At 52.2% G+C, this 14,542-nt stretch carries 15 protein-coding genes and 1 tRNA gene; 8 read left to right on the top strand and 8 right to left on the bottom strand.

Annotation, left to right across the window (positions count from 1 at the left end; all coding sequences use genetic code 11):
* Positions 1 to 26 precede the first annotated feature (26 nt).
* The 3 genes from KIS77_02320 to KIS77_02310 all read right to left on the bottom strand — a co-directional run bounded on the left by KIS77_02320 (position 27) and on the right by KIS77_02310 (position 2,151).
* Positions 27 to 383: a hypothetical protein gene (locus KIS77_02320; GenBank protein ID MCW5921150.1), complete on the bottom strand. Its 357-nt coding sequence runs from the start codon at positions 381 to 383 to the stop codon at positions 27 to 29.
* Positions 384 to 542: 159 nt separating this feature from the next.
* Positions 543 to 1,916, bottom strand: coding sequence for a peptidoglycan DD-metalloendopeptidase family protein (locus tag KIS77_02315; protein MCW5921149.1), 1,374 nt, complete (start codon positions 1,914 to 1,916; stop codon positions 543 to 545).
* A gap of 25 nt (positions 1,917 to 1,941) precedes the next feature.
* Positions 1,942 to 2,151 carry a hypothetical protein gene (locus KIS77_02310; GenBank protein MCW5921148.1) on the bottom strand — a complete coding sequence of 70 codons (210 nt, stop codon included), beginning with the start codon at positions 2,149 to 2,151 and terminating at the stop codon, positions 1,942 to 1,944.
* A gap of 72 nt (positions 2,152 to 2,223) precedes the next feature.
* On the opposite strand from KIS77_02310, the gene KIS77_02305 reads away from it, so the two are divergent.
* Positions 2,224 to 3,924 carry a gliding motility-associated C-terminal domain-containing protein gene (locus tag KIS77_02305; GenBank protein MCW5921147.1) on the top strand — a complete coding sequence of 567 codons (1,701 nt, stop codon included), beginning with the start codon at positions 2,224 to 2,226 and terminating at the stop codon, positions 3,922 to 3,924.
* A 189-nt stretch (positions 3,925 to 4,113) separates the two neighbouring features.
* Here KIS77_02305 and KIS77_02300 read toward each other — a convergent pair whose 3' ends face one another.
* A complete protein-coding gene (locus KIS77_02300) occupies positions 4,114 to 4,917 on the bottom strand; it encodes a cyclase family protein (protein MCW5921146.1) in 804 nt (267 codons plus the stop codon).
* 181 nt (positions 4,918 to 5,098) lie between these two features.
* On the opposite strand from KIS77_02300, the gene KIS77_02295 reads away from it, so the two are divergent.
* Positions 5,099 to 6,112: an alpha/beta hydrolase gene (locus tag KIS77_02295; GenBank protein ID MCW5921145.1), complete on the top strand. Its 1,014-nt coding sequence runs from the start codon at positions 5,099 to 5,101 to the stop codon at positions 6,110 to 6,112.
* A 276-nt stretch (positions 6,113 to 6,388) separates the two neighbouring features.
* Here the strand turns inward: KIS77_02295 and KIS77_02290 are convergent, their stop codons facing one another.
* Positions 6,389 to 7,033, bottom strand: a complete 645-nt coding sequence (locus KIS77_02290) for an outer membrane beta-barrel protein (protein ID MCW5921144.1) — start codon at positions 7,031 to 7,033, stop codon at positions 6,389 to 6,391.
* A 182-nt stretch (positions 7,034 to 7,215) separates the two neighbouring features.
* Between KIS77_02290 and KIS77_02285 the strand changes: the two genes are divergently transcribed.
* On the top strand, positions 7,216 to 7,488 hold the full coding sequence (locus KIS77_02285) for a hypothetical protein (protein MCW5921143.1): 273 nt from the start codon (positions 7,216 to 7,218) through the stop codon (positions 7,486 to 7,488).
* 7 nt (positions 7,489 to 7,495) lie between these two features.
* Here the strand turns inward: KIS77_02285 and KIS77_02280 are convergent, their stop codons facing one another.
* Entirely contained in the window at positions 7,496 to 9,691 is a 2,196-nt protein-coding gene (locus KIS77_02280) for a thioredoxin family protein (GenBank protein ID MCW5921142.1), read from the bottom strand.
* A 370-nt stretch (positions 9,692 to 10,061) separates the two neighbouring features.
* Here KIS77_02280 and rpmH point away from each other — a divergent pair, with 370 nt between their 5' ends.
* The 3 genes from rpmH to KIS77_02265 all read left to right on the top strand — a co-directional run bounded on the left by rpmH (position 10,062) and on the right by KIS77_02265 (position 11,482).
* Positions 10,062 to 10,217: a 50S ribosomal protein L34 gene (gene rpmH / locus KIS77_02275; protein ID MCW5921141.1), complete on the top strand. Its 156-nt coding sequence runs from the start codon at positions 10,062 to 10,064 to the stop codon at positions 10,215 to 10,217.
* A 127-nt stretch (positions 10,218 to 10,344) separates the two neighbouring features.
* A complete protein-coding gene (gene rnpA, locus KIS77_02270) occupies positions 10,345 to 10,743 on the top strand; it encodes a ribonuclease P protein component (GenBank protein MCW5921140.1) in 399 nt (132 codons plus the stop codon).
* Positions 10,744 to 10,810: 67 nt separating this feature from the next.
* Positions 10,811 to 11,482, top strand: a complete 672-nt coding sequence (locus KIS77_02265; protein ID MCW5921139.1) for a rhomboid family intramembrane serine protease — start codon at positions 10,811 to 10,813, stop codon at positions 11,480 to 11,482.
* A 207-nt stretch (positions 11,483 to 11,689) separates the two neighbouring features.
* Here KIS77_02265 and KIS77_02260 read toward each other — a convergent pair.
* Positions 11,690 to 11,763, bottom strand: a tRNA-Met gene (locus KIS77_02260).
* A gap of 132 nt (positions 11,764 to 11,895) precedes the next feature.
* Here KIS77_02260 and KIS77_02255 point away from each other — a divergent pair.
* A complete protein-coding gene (locus KIS77_02255; GenBank protein MCW5921138.1) occupies positions 11,896 to 12,825 on the top strand; it encodes a DNA/RNA non-specific endonuclease in 930 nt (309 codons plus the stop codon).
* A gap of 44 nt (positions 12,826 to 12,869) precedes the next feature.
* Positions 12,870 to 13,475, top strand: a complete 606-nt coding sequence (locus KIS77_02250) for a hypothetical protein (GenBank protein MCW5921137.1) — start codon at positions 12,870 to 12,872, stop codon at positions 13,473 to 13,475.
* 9 nt (positions 13,476 to 13,484) lie between these two features.
* Here KIS77_02250 and KIS77_02245 read toward each other — a convergent pair whose 3' ends face one another.
* A complete protein-coding gene (locus KIS77_02245; GenBank protein ID MCW5921136.1) occupies positions 13,485 to 14,540 on the bottom strand; it encodes an iron-sulfur cluster-binding domain-containing protein in 1,056 nt (351 codons plus the stop codon).
* Positions 14,541 to 14,542: the final 2 nt, after the last annotated feature.

Genomic DNA, 14,542 nt, shown 5'->3' with positions numbered 1-14,542 from the left:
CAAGGTTGGGTCTTAGTTTGAGAAACTTATTTTTTCAGCAGGTTGATGTCGTTTTGAACTTGGTCGAGCCGTTTGTCAAATTGTCCCAAAAGTTGCTGCATACTCTCGGTTGCCAACTTGTATTCCTTCGATTGCTTCTCGATTTCCTGTTCGATTTTTTGCACTTTGGCTTCCATGTTGCGATAGGTGAGCGTGAGGGTCACGATGACACCCACGAGAAAAGAAATCAGCAAAAAGAATTCCCCCAAAGTGACGTTGACGCTAAAAATCTTTTTTTTCAGGCGTTCAAATGTAGATTCTGGTTGCCCGGATTGGTTTGGCGGGTTGTTTTCAGGCATGATGACTACAAATGGAGTGAACGAAAGGTTTGAATTTGACTCCACAAAGGTACTTGTTTAGCAATTTTTTCCAAATACGGGCAAATAGGGTACAAAGCAACATCGGCTACCCCGTTTTGATGGAGCAGCCGATGCTGTACGTTCCCGGAACGGGATGGCTTGCCATACTTCGCGCCGTCAACAGGGCGAGGCATAGAATGCTTCTCACGGTTCCGTTTTCATCATTTCTTCCTCTGTTTCCCCGTCGCGCACGGCCTGTTCATGGAACGTGCGGTACTCGACCTTTTCCAGCAGTTGCAGCAGTTCATCGCGCACGATGTTGAATGCTTCCAACGCAGCGCCTTTGATAGGTTCGGGTTGAGGCAGGTTGAGGCGCAAATGGTCCACTTCGCGGCCATTTTTCCAAAAACGGAAACAAACGTGGGGGCCTGTGGCCAGCCCGGTGGAGCCTACATAGCCGATGGTTTGGCCTTGCACCACTCGTGCGCCCGGGCGAATGCCTTTGGCAAAACCGCTCATGTGCAGGTATTGGGTCTGATAAATGCCGTCGTGACGGATTTTGACGAACAGCCCGTTGCCTCCCCGACGTGTGGCCTCCAACACCGTGCCGTCGGCCACTGCCATGATGGGGGTGCCGTGTGGCGCGGCATAGTCGGTGCCGAGGTGTGCTTTGTGGTATCCGAGTATGGGGTGCAGCCGACGCAAATTGTAGCGGCTGGTGATGCGGGAGTATTTCAGGGGTGATTTGAGAAATGCTTTGCGGGCAGGCCGTCCTTCAAAATCGAAGTAATTGGCTTTCTCTCCCTCTTTCTCAAAGCGGAAGGCATAGAATTGCTTGTCTTCACGCTCATACATGGCGGCTATGATTTTGCCCGTGCCGACTGGCTCGCCTTCCACGATGTGTTGTTCATACACTACCTTGAAGCGGTCGCCTTTTTTCTGGCGGTAAAAATCCACGGAGGAGGACAGCACGTCAATCATGCCATCGGCCAATGCGTCGTTGAGACCGTTGTCCATGAGGGCTTGCCAAAAACTCGTTTCCAACACGCCTGATGCTGCCACCGTGTCAATCTTGACGGCACGCTTGACCAATTGCACCTCGAATGGCTCGCGTAGGTTGAAGATGACGTACTCGTAAGGGGATGGCTCATAAATCAGGTGGCTGGGCGATTCGCCTTCTTGGGACGCGATGAAGTGCAGTTTGCGCCCTTTGCGCATGGAGTTGATGTTGAATGTCCCCTTGCAGTTTTGCACGATTTGATGCACCTGCGGGTAGGTCAAGCCTTGTTTCAGCAGGATTTCTCCGAGCACGTCGCCCGATTTGAGCTCGACATCCGAAAGATGAAACTTGTCAATGGCAAATCCCCATCGAATATTTTCCGGCACTACGGGAAGCGCATCGAGCGCAGGTTCGGAATAAACGAGGGCCGCTGCCTGACGAGTAGAGGAAAGTTGGAGAGTCGCGGCCAAAACAACTGCCGAAATAGCGGCCAAAACGACGAAAATAGGGCCTTTTTTCAGGCGAAGCCTTTTCACACGCCACAGCTGACGCTGTAGCCAATTGCTGTCTGATTTCACGTTGTGTGTAAGATTAGAACGAGGTTCAGTGACTTGTTTTCATCGCTTGTGGAGCGGCAAAAATAGAATTGCATTTTGTTTTTCTCCCAATTGTGCGAATAATTTTCACCAACACCCTTTGGGCAGTTTTTTGCCCAGAATGTTGATAACCTGATTTTTGCCTTTTGATTTTCGCCTCCCATGCACCTACCTTTCGGTTTGCAATACCACCCCCAACTGGACCATTTTTTTTCATCTTGGTTTGTCAGGATTCTTCCAAATGACTGTGGCAGTTCGCCAGTGAAACGAAACACACAAGGATGCCTTCATGCGAATTTTAGTCCTCTTGCCCCTTCTGCTATCCCAGTTTGCCATCGGCCAAATCAGCACTTTCGACAACGGCAACGAAGGATGGACGACCTCCGGCGATGCCACCAGCCCCGACGCGACTTGGATGCCCACGGGGGGCAATCCCGGCGGCCACATCCGCGTCACTGACCAATCTGTGGGCGGCACTTGGCATTTTGTGGCACCTCCCAAATTCAGGGGCAACAAATGCGATGCCTATGGGAAGCATCTGCGCTACGACCAATTTGTGAGCGACACTACCAACGAAGACAAAAGCAACAGCCTCCCTGATGTGGTGCTTTTTGGAGGAGGGCTTACGCTTGTGTACGACAATGCCTCAAACCCCAAATTGTCTTGGACGCACTACGACATCCTTCTGCGCGAGGATGCGGGCTGGCGACTCGCAGCCCTCAATGGCCCCGTACCGACAGAAGCACAGTTCCGCGCAGTGCTTAGCGACATTGCTGGCTGGCGCATTCGGGGTGAGTACCGCCCGCTGGCTGATTTTGGCGGCCTCGACAATGTGGTGCTGGAAAGCGATTTTGGCTTCGACCTTGACGGGGATGATAGCTCCGGCGCCATGAATGGAGACTTTCGGGCGGACACGCTTTGCTATCCTTTCGGCAGCGTCGCAGATGCGGATGCTTTGCTTTTTTCGGAAAAACCCATTGACTCCGTCGTGGTGAAAATCCTGTATGCGAGCAGCGACGAAGTGCTCGAATTGGATGCCTTCCCTGCCAACCTCGATATTGAAATGACCAATCTGCACAGTATCGTTCTGAAAAACGCGGGGGATGCCACCCCATCTGATTTTGTGCTGGCCATTCAACTCATGCACTACAACGACCTCTCCCCTGCCCCTTTGCGGGGTGAGCGAATCATAGAGTTCAGGGTCTTCACGGAGTGCGGTCAAGTTGCGACCCGGTATGCTTACCTGCCCATCTTCCCGCCATTGGATGCGGGGCTTGATGCAGATACGGTAGTGTGTGCTGGCAGTCTGCCTTTTGATATGCACAGCGTGCTAAAAGGCAATCCGGACAAGGGCGGGAAATGGTCGCCAACACTGAGCTCTGGCACCAATTTTTTTGACGCGACGAGGGATGCCGCTGGTTTGTACGCCTATTTTTTTCAAAAAACAGGTGAATGTCACAGCGACACGGCTTATGTGTTGGTGACGATTGAGCAGCCATTTGAACTGCGTGCCGACACCACTGTCTGCTTCGGCGACACGGTGTCGCTGCTCGTCCCGCCCAGCCTGACCGACTGGCAATGGGGGGACGGCACTCGAGGCAGCGAATGGGAGGTGACCACTCCCGGCACTTATTCGCTTACCGGCCGCACACAACACTGCATTTTTAGCGACAGTGTTCGCGTGGCGTTTTATACTTGCCAAAACTGCCCTTTCTACGCACCCAATGTATTTGCGCCCAACAGTGACGGCCTCAATGCGGAATGGCGCATTTTCCTACCTTGCGTTTGGTTCGAATATAACTTGGAAATCTTCGACCGTTGGGGCAATCTTGTCTTTGTTGCCAACGACCCGTCGAGCAGTTGGGATGGCTCTTGTAGAGGGCGTGCGTGTGCGCCGGGGGTGTACGCCTGGCATTTGGAATGGGTCGGCGAGTTGTTCGGCAAGCGACGAAAATACCGTGCAGAAGGAGACGTGACCGTGTTGCGTTAGTTTTTGTGGATGGAGCAAAGTTTACGAAATAAGTCATTCAGGCGAAAGAGGGAGTGAAGTAAAGTGTTGAAAACGTGTGCTATTCAGGCGGCGATTTGGAATCGCCGCCTGAATAAGAAGCTGAATATCAAGCGCCAAAATTGTCAACCCCTCATTCGCATTATTCCTTTGAGCGTGTTAACGAAACGGTCAGCCCCCCACTCTCGCCACAATGCGCAGCGGCCCGCCGCTTCCACCTTTTATTTTCATTGGCAAGGCGATGACCCAAATGCCTTTTAAGGGCAATTGGTCGAGATTTGCAAGATTCTCAAAGGCTGGGATGTTTTTTTCAAACAAAATCCGATGGCTCTCGAAAAGCGTGGACTGCCCGTAGTCAATACTTGGCGTATCAAGCCCGATGGCCTTGATAGTGCGTTCGGCAAGCAGCCAGCGTGCCGCGTCGGGGTGCAAGCCGGGAAAATGCAGTTTGGCGACAGCCTCCGCGCCGCGTTCAGCCGTGCCCATGTAGCGTTCGCGGTCGGGCCAGAATTTGCCAAAACCCGTTCGCAGCAACACAATAGCATCTTTTGGCAGCGGCCCATTGGCGCGTTCCCAAGCCATAAAATCCTCCGCCGATACTTGATAATTGGGGTTCGCGGAAGCTTGCGCCGACACGTCCACAACGACCGCATCGCCCATGAGCTGCTCCAATGGAATTTGGTCCATAGGCAGTTTGCCTTCCGCAAAATGCACTGGCGCGTCCAAGTGGGTGCCTCCGTGTTCGGCAGCGCAGTACTGAAAAGCGGCATAATAAAACCCGCTGTCAGTCATGCCCTCAAATACCGTGTCCAAACGGAAAGTCTCGGCAGTCGGCCAATAGATGGTTGTTTCGTCGAAGGAATAAGTAAGGTCAATCCATTTGCCGCCGCCGAAGGGAGAAGAGTTTTTTTCGGGGGCAGGGTTTGAGCAGGCAATGGCCGCAAGGAGAAACAGAACAGAAAAGGTGCGTTTCATAATTTTTCGCTGTTTGGCAGAAAGTGTTGAGGGCATCCATCCTTGACAACAAAGATATGGTGCCCCATCCCTAAATGAAAAATGACAGTCTCTGCACAAAGACGGCACGCTCTTATTTCGCCTCGGCGCGTATGGACAAATTCAAGTAGGTTTGCGCCAAGGAGAGAAAACCCTCTGTGGAATGGAGGACAATTCAGAAAAAAACGCCTCAACAAGTCGGCAAAGGTCTGTCAAACGCATCGCCACCGCCAAGAAATGGCTGCGTCGCTTCAGCATTTCGCGCCTGATTCGTTGGGCGATTTATCTTTTTTTGCTGACTTGGATTTACCGCAATTGGCACAATGACGTTCCGCAGCAGCAGTTGGTGCGCAAGCACGCCTTCCCCGACTCGCGCTTCATCAGTGTGGATGGCATGGATGTGCATTGCCGCGTCAGCGGCAAGGGAGAGCCAGTTTTGTTGCTTCACGACGCGCAAAGCTCGCTTCACACCTGGGCAGGCTGGACGGACTCGCTCTCCCGCAAATATATGGTTGTCAGTGTGGATTTGCCGGGCTTCGGTCTGACTGGCCCTCATCCAAGAGGCAGTTACAGTGCTTTTGCCTACGCGAGTTTTCTCGATAGCCTGGTAGTAAAATTGGATTTGAAAAAATTCTGTCTGGTAGGGAATGGCCTGGGTGCTCAGATTGCGTGGTTTTATGCAGCCGACCATCCAGAACGACTGAGCAAACTTATCCTATTGGACGCGCCCGGCTTTGAGCCAAAAAGTACCCCGTGGATTGTGTGGCTGGCCCGCACACCCGTGCTCAACGGTATCATGCTCAAAATCACGCCGCGTGCTTTCATCCGTATCATGTTGCAGGAAGTATTTGCCGACGATGCGCTCGTGACGGAGCCGTTGTTGCAACGGCACTTCGAGCTCTTGCTCCGAAGAGGCAACCGCCAAGCTTTCATAGACCGCGCGTCGGTGAGTGAAAATCGCCCGCCAGTTGACATCGTGGAGCGCATCTCCACACCCACGCTTATCCTCTGGGGGGCTGAGGACGCCCGATTGTCGCCAGAATTTGCCTACGAGTTCCATCGTCACATCAAAGGCTCCTTGCTGCGCATTTATTCGCACACAGGTCATTGGCCGCAAGAGGAAACCCCCGTGCAAACCGTTAAGGACGTACAGGCTTTTTTAGAAGGAAGGTTCTAAGCAGGATTCACGGATTTTCATGCGACTTGCTCCCATCCTGAGATAGGAGTATCCCCAAGCATTTATTTAGGCGGTGATTTCAAACCACTGCCTGAAGAGCACGCATTTTCAACACTTTACTTCAACCAATCATTCGCGCAAATCCTGTCCGGGTGCATTTCAAATTGCCGCTCTTGTACGCCGGGACGCTGTTCCGGCAATATCGGAACAGCGTTCCGATTTATATGCGACAATTTGAAGTGCACCCTCCTGTTCAGATAATCGAACACGCCCTGCTCAAAACACATACATCGTCTGAAATGCCAAAAAGTGCTCGTGCAAAGAGCTGGCATAGCCGCCGCTATCTTTCGGGGAATAAAGACGGTTGACAGCGCGGTGCCATCGGAAGGTAAATCCCAAGTTTTTGGAGGCATAAAATGTGAGGCCAAGCATGGCGGAGAGACTGTTCTTGTTCAAGTCGGGCAGCGCCTCGGTGATGCCGTTGCCATCCTCAAACTTGTCGTTGTAGCTGAGCAACCGGCCATATAATATGCCCGCGCCCAGCTGGAAGCGATAATAATTGTCGGAAGCGTCGGCACCCTCTGCGAGCCATTCGCTATAGTGCCATTGAAGCGGCACTTCTATGTAATTCAGAGTAGTGCTGAATTGTGGGAAAGACTGTGGCTCGTGGCGGCAACCGCGCTGCGTGTAAAGAATTTCCACACTCGCTTGTTGTTTGGGCTGCAGCACCGCGATACCTCGCAGACCCGCCTGCAAACCAAGCTTGTGATAGCCTGCCGACAGGTCCCCATCAATTTGAGAAGCTGTCAGACCAGCGATAATGCCAGCCTTAAACCGCTGTGTGCGTTGGCTTTGCGCCATATTGGGCAATAAAAACAGCACCGCCGCAAACGATGCAAAGAGATGTATGTTGATTCGCATGATGTCAGATTTTGGATACTTTTGCGCCGAAAAGTAGGCGTTCGCTGGCAAAAAACTCAAAACTACAAACAATTCTGCCCATACAAGCCCCGTCCTCACCGGCGCAGGCGAACAGTCAGCTGAAAATACAACGAACAACAAACAACCAGCAACGAACAACAAACAACAAACAACAAACAACGATGCGCTACACGCAAACCACATTGAAGAAACTCGAAGGCATCTTCGACGAACTTGACTACGCCGTTCGCTACGAAAAAGGCAATTTTCAGAGCGGGTACTGCATCGTGGAAAACCGCCGAATCGCGGTGGTAAACAAGTTTTTCGACACTGAAGCCCGCATTAACTGCCTGCTCGACATTTTGAGCAACGTCGAACTGCAGCTCGACACGCTTTCGGAGGCATCGAGAGAATTCGTGGAGAAAAACAGGAAACTGCCCAAATCACCCGAATAGGGACTTGTCAATTCGCTCCTATCAGTTCTTTCCCCTCTTTTTCCTTCATTTGCTGAAAGGCCGCCATGCCACAATCGAGGAACGCCTTGTAGGCAACAGGGTCGTTGCCGTTGGTATAATCCGTCGGTCGGTTCAGCAGTGTCTTGCCGTCATTGTGCATAAGCACATAGTATGGCTGTGCGCTCACGTCGAAGTTGTTGACCTGAAAGGCGCTCCACTTGCTGCCGACCGTGCGAAGCTTCTCCCCCGTTTTGGGGTCGAGCAGATAGGCGAAATTATTGTCGGGGAAAAGCCGCACTTTTTCGTCCACATAGAGAGAAACAACCACATAGTTGTTGCGCAAATGGTCTATGATGCCCGGAAGCGGCCAAACGGTTTCTTCCATTTTGCGACAATTGACACAGCCGTGCCCCGTGAAGTCAATAAACAAAGGCTTGTTCAGGCGTTTGGCCTCCGCCAATCCTTCATCAAAATCGTGGAAACAATCCAGCCCCTGCGGACAGCCCGGGCCGTGATGTTTGTCCCCTTTTTCACTTTCGTATTTGTAACTGTAATGCACCGGAGGCGCCAGACCGCTGAGCAGCGACAAAGACTTGTGCTCCATCAAACCCCAACCGACATACAAGGCAAACGCCAGCGAACTCAGCCCCAACGCCAAGCGCCCCACACCCGGCCGTCCTTTGTTGCCTTTCCACGGGATGAGGCCGAATTGGTAGAGCGCCAATGCCAACGCGAGCAGGAACCACAGCGCCATAAATGTTTCGAAGCGCAGTATGCCCCACTGCTTCACCATATCGGCCGTGCTGAGAAACTTGAAAGCCAATGCCAATTCGACAAGCCCCAGCGTGATTTTCAAATTGTCCATCCAGCCACCCGATTTCGGCAGAGTATTGAGCCAGCCAGGGAACATGGCAAACAAGCCAAACGGCAGCGCCAACCCCAAGCCAAATCCCAGCATGCCAACAGTCGGCTTCATGGGGATAAAGCCAAACAACGCCGCGCCAGCATTGGTGCGGGCAGCCTCCACCAACAATGTGCCCACAATAGGGCCGGTACAAGAGAACGAGACCAATACCAGCGTGAAAGCCATGAAAAAAGTGCCGACCAAGCCGCCTTTGTCAGCCATGCGGTCGCTCTTGTTCACCCATGAAGAGGGCAACGAAATTTCATAAAAACCAAAAAACGAAAACGCAAACACCACGAGCAACACGAACACCACAAGGTTGAACCATATATTGGTGCTCATCTCGTTGAGCGCCGTCGGGCCAAGAGCCGCTGTCACAGCGGTGCCCAACGCCAGAAAAATCAGCACAATACTTCCCGCATAAATAAAAGCATTGCGGATACCCGCGCTGCGGTCCTTCGAGCGTTTCACGAAAAAACTCACCGTCATCGGAATCATCGGAAACACGCAAGGCGTGAGCAGCGCGATGAGTCCGCCCAAAAAACAAAGCAAAAAGATAGACATAAGCGAGGAACCGTCGCTACTACCGCTCATGTCGCCGCAACTTCCGACGAACTGCGCCGCGTTGATTTCCGGGCGCTTGGAGAAAAAGAAACCTTTGAAGTTGGGGTCGTTGGGAGGCGTCAGGTCCCGATATTCGGCAGGAATGTTGGCATCCGCGATGTGAGCCGCGCTTGCCGAATCTTCTTTCACTGGCGACACATTCCCTTGCCCTTGAGGCGAGGCATCTGGCAACGGGCTTTTGTCTTCCTTGCCCGAAGCCGCGCCGCAATTAGCCAAAGCGCCGATGCTAAAAGTGAAATCCACATCTTTCGGAGGCAGACACATCTCGTCGTTGCAGACCATGAACGTGATGTAACCCACAATTGGCTTGGATGGGTCTTTTACCTCCACACGCTGGGTGAGAATAGCTTTGTGCTTGAATTTGGTCAGATTCATCTCAAACACCTTGTCGAAGGTCTTGATTATCTCACCGCCTTCCTTCGCCTTGCCGACAAGTTTGAAATGCGACTGGGCATCGAAGGTGATAGTGGTTGCCACTGGCCCATCCTCGCTCTCAAGAAATTGCGAGTAGGTGTACCAACCCTCGTCTATCGTGCCAGTCAAAATCAAATCTACTTGGCAGTTGCCCGCATCCTTTGTGGTGAAAGACCATTTCACGGGGTTTTGGGCGTGAAGAATTGCCGAAGACAAAATCGAAAACAGTGCAAACAGGGAAGTAAAAAGACCGTTGCGCATATTTTTTTGATAAAATTAAGAAATTCAAAAAAGTTGGGAATGCCTCACTCGCCAATATCTAACCATCTCAATCAATCGGCTTGCAAAGAAACAGCGAATAAACGTGTCGCTGCCTACATAGTTGGGGTTTAAAAGAACATTAACCGGATGAAATGTCCGCTTGCAGCCAATTTTCATCCTCATGCAATCCTGCACATTTTTGAATAGGAGACAAAAATAGCGGTTGCAGCAGGATGCTTGAGGGGCGAGCCGGGCATTTTTTAAAGACATTCCCAAAAATCTGAACACCTCTATTTGATTTTTGGAAAGTAGCCTTACCTTTGCGCTCCGATTTTTGAATAGCAGCACTCAATTACTTTTTCGATAAGCGATGAAACGCACTTACCAACCATCCCGCCGCGCCCGTAAGAACAAACACGGCTTCCGCGAGCGTATGTCAACGAAGAATGGCCGCAAATTGATTTCGCGTCGCCGCAAGCAAGGCCGTTACAAGCTTAGCGTGTCGGACGAGCGCCGCCTGAAATAAGCACTTGGCCTACCGCCTTCACCACCTCAATGGTTACGAAAGATATTTGCCCGTTCTGTGGCCGCCGCCGCAGAACGGGTTTCTTTTGTGGCAGTAGTGACATCGAATGTTACTTTTGCCCCCTGCAATGCCCACTTTTTCCAAACATGAAAGGCTCAAAAGCCGCAAAACGATTGCCCAGCTGTTCGCGCTCGGCAAAGACAATTCGTTCGTAGCCTATCCATTGCGAGTACTCTGGTTGGATGCCCCCATGACGGGGGAAGCCCCCCCTACCCCATTGGCAGAGAGAGACGGGGCAGCACAAATCGCCATATCCGTGCCCAAACGCGCATTCAAAACCGCCGTCGCTCGCAACCGCATCAAGCGTCAAATCCGCGAGGCATACCGCTTGCACAAGGCGGGATTGTATGAAAAACTGGCGGGCCGCCGTGTTTCATTGATGTTGGTGTATATTGCCAAAGAAGCACTTCCATACGCCGAAATCGAGGCGGGAGTGAAAAAGATGATTCGGAAATTCCCTTCATAGACCTATCTTGCGGTGCGAAACACGCTCGGCACTATGCCTCAATGCGGGCAAAACTCAGAACCACACCATGCTTTTTCCCATCGGCGACGACAACATCAAGGGGGGCTACGCACCCATTTTCAGCTATGGATTCATCCTGCTAAATGTATTGGTGTTTTTATTCCAAACCTCCATGCCGAGCGGTACTCAGGCCGCGTTCGTGGAGACGTGGGGTGTCGTGCCCTTCCAAATAACACAAGGCATCGAGCTACAGACCTTGCTGACAAGCATATTTCTGCACGGGAGTTGGCTTCATCTGCTTGGCAATATGCTTTACCTCTGGATTTTTGCCGACAACATCGAGGCGGTGGTGGGCAATATCCGCTTCCTGATATTTTATCTGGCCGGGGGCTTGTTGGCAGCGTTGGCACAAGTGGCCTTCGACCCACAAAGCGGCATTCCGATGGTGGGCGCGAGTGGTGCCATTGCGGCAGTAATGGGAGCTTATGTCGTCATGTTTCCCGGCTCACGCGTCAAAATGCTTTTCCTGCTCTTCTTTATCGTTTTCTATGTGCCATCTTGGGTATTTTTGGGCTTGTGGTTTGTGCAGCAGGCCTTGTCGGGCATTGGCAGCATCGGCTTAGAGTTGGAAGGTGGTGGCGGAATCGCTTGGTGGGCACACATAGGCGGTTTTGTGTTCGGGTTGTTGGCGGGCGCTTTTTTCCGAGACCAATCCTATGCAAGAAGATTTGAGCGATAAGCCCAAGAGAGAGTGCCTCTAAAATGTCCCATACCTTTAAGGATAAGGACGCTTTCTTTTGCATCACACTTCTCAGAGCATAGTTTATTACAAATCAGAACCCTGTGCCTTTGTGCCTCTGTGTTGTTTTTGTAAAAACTTAGACGCTCCAACCCTGCGAAAAAAAAAACGCGGATACCCCCTCAGGGAAACCCGCGTCCGACCCGGTAGCGCGAGGGAGACTTGAACTCCCGACCTTGCGATTATGAATCGCACGCTCTAACCAGCTGAGCTATCGCGCCTCGAAAAGCGGGTGCAAAGGTAAATCGCAAAATTGTTTTTGCAAATGAGGCACCAAAGATTTTCAGAATAGCGATTTTATTCCGCCCTCTTAAAAACAAAAAGTTTATGTTTGCCCCAACAAATCTTTTTGAATGGCACGTCACAACACATCCTCCGACTCGGGAGGCTTTTTGTTTAAAACTGGTTTATTCGCTCTATTGGCGGGCGTGGCTTTTTGGGTGTTCAACCAATTTGGTGGCAAAAAGACACCTGAGCTGCCCAGTAGTGTCCCCACCACCGAAATCCCTCAAAGCAGCCAGAATGCCCCTGCATCAGGCACGCCCAATCCAACAAAGGTCCCCGACAACATCCTGCCCCACTCCACCACAGGCGTTGTGGTGCGCCACGAATACTTCGCGCTCTCTTACCACGAAGACCACGAACAGGCCGAGTGGGTGGCCTACGAACTCACTCGCGAGCGACTGAACCAAAATTGGGCGGCCCGCCCCAACACCTTCCGCCCCGACCCCGCAGTGCGCACAGAAAGCGCCACACCGCGTGATTACAGCGGCAGCGGTTACGACCGGGGCCATCTCGTGCCAGCTGCCGACATGGCCTTCGATGCGGCGGCCATTGATGCTACGTTTCTGATGAGCAATATCAGCCCACAAGTGCGCACCTTCAACGGTGGCGTGTGGCGCGAGTTGGAGGAATGTACGCGCGATTGGGCACGCAAGTTCAAGCGACTCTATGTGGTGACTGGCCCCGTGCTGACACAAAAACCATTGGGTGCCATTGGCTTCAACAAAGTGACCGTGCCCGCGTCCTACTACCGGGTACTCTATGCGCCAGAAGTGCACAAGGCCATTGGCTTTGTGATGCCCAACGCATTGAGTGCCAGACCCGTGATGGACTACGCTGTTTCCATTGATGAAGTGGAGCGTATCACTGGGCTTGATTTTTTCCCTAAGCTGCTCGGCGGGCTAAACGAGGAACTGGAAGGCTCGCTCGATAAGGACGCATGGCCCGTAAGCCGCCAACGCTACGAAAAAAGGGTGAACGAGTGGAACAAGCAGCAATGACGTTTTTGTGCGAACTTTGCCGCCCACTTTCCCGACAATCAGCTATGTTTTTTACAAAAAAAATCACTCCGCTCGCGTTCGTGCTTGTAGTGCTTGCGCCTTCCTGCGAGGAACACACCCCCTTCCCAAAACCCCGCGCCTACCCGCGTGTCGTATATCCCGAAAAAGTGTATAAACCTTTTGAGGCGGCCTACTGCAATTTCACTTTCGAGATGCCAGCGTATGCCACCATCGAAAAAGACACGAGTTTTTTCGGCGAAAAACCCAAACACGAATGTTGGTTCAATCTTGACGTGGAACAACTCAACGCCAAAATTTACTGTAGCTACAATCCCATCCGCAGCCGCTCGGATTTTGACGAGCTGGTGGCGGATGCCTTTGTGATGACCAACAAGCACAATATCAAGGCAAATTACATTGACGAGATTCCAGTGCGCCGACCCAATGACCGCGTGTTCGGATTGGTGTTCGACGTGGAGGGCGCGGCGGCCTCTTCCTACCAGTTTTTCTTAACCGACTCGACGAGCAATTTCCTGCGTGGCGCACTTTACTTCAACACGCAAACCCGCCCCGACTCGCTTGCCCCGGTCATTGAGTTCATGAAAAAAGACTTGGATATGTTGGTGAACACCCTGCGCTGGCATCGCTAATGCAGGCTTTCATTCATACCACAGCTCCACACGCTCAGTGGCCGCGTAGCCGATGCACGTGTTCACCATGTCGCCCGGCCCCTCGCGACGCACCGAATCCACGAAAGCCACATCCACCTCGCCTTTTGTGCATTTTGCCAAGCAAGTGAAACACACGCCGCTTTTGCAGGTGTAGGGCAGCGGAATGCCTTGCCGTAGGGCGGCGTTCAAAATCGTTTCTCCCGCAAATGCCTTGAACTCAATGCGTTCTCGCGCATTTGAAGCGACGATGAGGTGTGTTCGAGTAGTATCGAGCTCCTGCGTGGGGAGTCGCGTTTCAGCCACGAAATTTTCTTTGACAATGTTTTTTTCGGGAAAACTCATGGCGCGCAAGGTCATTTCGGCCATTCGCATCATGGCTTTGGGAGCGCAGAGATAAAAAAGAGTTCCGCGCAGTTGTTTGGCCGCGATGCCATCGGCAAAATGCCGCGAAAGGAGTTCTTCGAGCAGCTGATTGTTCAGGTGGCGATGCAGGGCATTTTCCGCTTTTTTTTCCTTGCTAAAAAAATAGAGGCATCTGAACCGTGCGGGAAAATCCTTTATCCACTGGTCAATTTGTGGTTTGAAAATGGTGCTTTGGCTGTCGCGATTTGCGTAATAAAGAATGATTTTCGCACCGTGAGGCTTAGCCAAAATCGCTTTCAAATGACTCATCACTGGCGTGATGCCGCTCCCTGCCGCGATATAAAAAATGGTGTCGGGCTGCTTTGGGGGCAACAAGAAGCGCCCGTGTGGCTCGGTCGCCGTGAGCACATTGCCCGGTTCGGCATAGCGGAGCAGCCAATTGGAAAACTCCCCATTCACCACGCGCTTCACCGTGATGGCAGGCAACGCATCCACGCCGGGACAGGTGCTGAACGAGTAAGCGCGGCGTTTTTCGCCTGTTTGGGTCGAAAAAACAAGCGACACATACTGGCCCGGCAGGTATCGGAGCGGATGCCCGTCGGTCGGTTCGAGGGCAAACGTGGCAGTGTCGGCCGTTTCCCACGTCTTGCGCACGATGCGGAGTTCCCGTTTCTTTTCCATCT

The sequence above is a fragment of the Saprospiraceae bacterium genome (genome assembly GCA_026129545.1).
Lineage (GTDB): Bacteria > Bacteroidota > Bacteroidia > Chitinophagales > Saprospiraceae > M3007.
Note: the sequence above shows the minus strand (reverse complement) of the source record. Positions and strands in the feature narration are given on the sequence as shown.

Bases quoted from the DNA above. Each gene is read 5' to 3' on its own strand.
- KIS77_02250 (MCW5921137.1), top strand. From the start codon at position 12,870: ATGTTTTTTACAAAAAAAATCACTCCGCTCGCGTTCGTGCTTGTAGTG.
- rnpA (MCW5921140.1), top strand. From the start codon at position 10,345: ATGCCCACTTTTTCCAAACATGAAAGGCTCAAAAGCCGCAAAACGATT.
- KIS77_02290 (MCW5921144.1), bottom strand. From the start codon at position 7,033: ATGCGAATCAACATACATCTCTTTGCATCGTTTGCGGCGGTGCTGTTT.
- rpmH (MCW5921141.1), top strand. From the start codon at position 10,062: ATGAAACGCACTTACCAACCATCCCGCCGCGCCCGTAAGAACAAACAC.
- KIS77_02310 (MCW5921148.1), bottom strand. From the start codon at position 2,151: ATGAAAAAAAATGGTCCAGTTGGGGGTGGTATTGCAAACCGAAAGGTA.
- KIS77_02265 (MCW5921139.1), top strand. From the start codon at position 10,811: ATGCTTTTTCCCATCGGCGACGACAACATCAAGGGGGGCTACGCACCC.
- KIS77_02245 (MCW5921136.1), bottom strand. From the start codon at position 14,540: ATGGAAAAGAAACGGGAACTCCGCATCGTGCGCAAGACGTGGGAAACG.
- KIS77_02295 (MCW5921145.1), top strand. From the start codon at position 5,099: ATGGAGGACAATTCAGAAAAAAACGCCTCAACAAGTCGGCAAAGGTCT.
- KIS77_02305 (MCW5921147.1), top strand. From the start codon at position 2,224: ATGCGAATTTTAGTCCTCTTGCCCCTTCTGCTATCCCAGTTTGCCATC.
- KIS77_02280 (MCW5921142.1), bottom strand. From the start codon at position 9,691: ATGCGCAACGGTCTTTTTACTTCCCTGTTTGCACTGTTTTCGATTTTG.
- KIS77_02255 (MCW5921138.1), top strand. From the start codon at position 11,896: ATGGCACGTCACAACACATCCTCCGACTCGGGAGGCTTTTTGTTTAAA.
- KIS77_02285 (MCW5921143.1), top strand. From the start codon at position 7,216: ATGCGCTACACGCAAACCACATTGAAGAAACTCGAAGGCATCTTCGAC.
- KIS77_02300 (MCW5921146.1), bottom strand. From the start codon at position 4,917: ATGAAACGCACCTTTTCTGTTCTGTTTCTCCTTGCGGCCATTGCCTGC.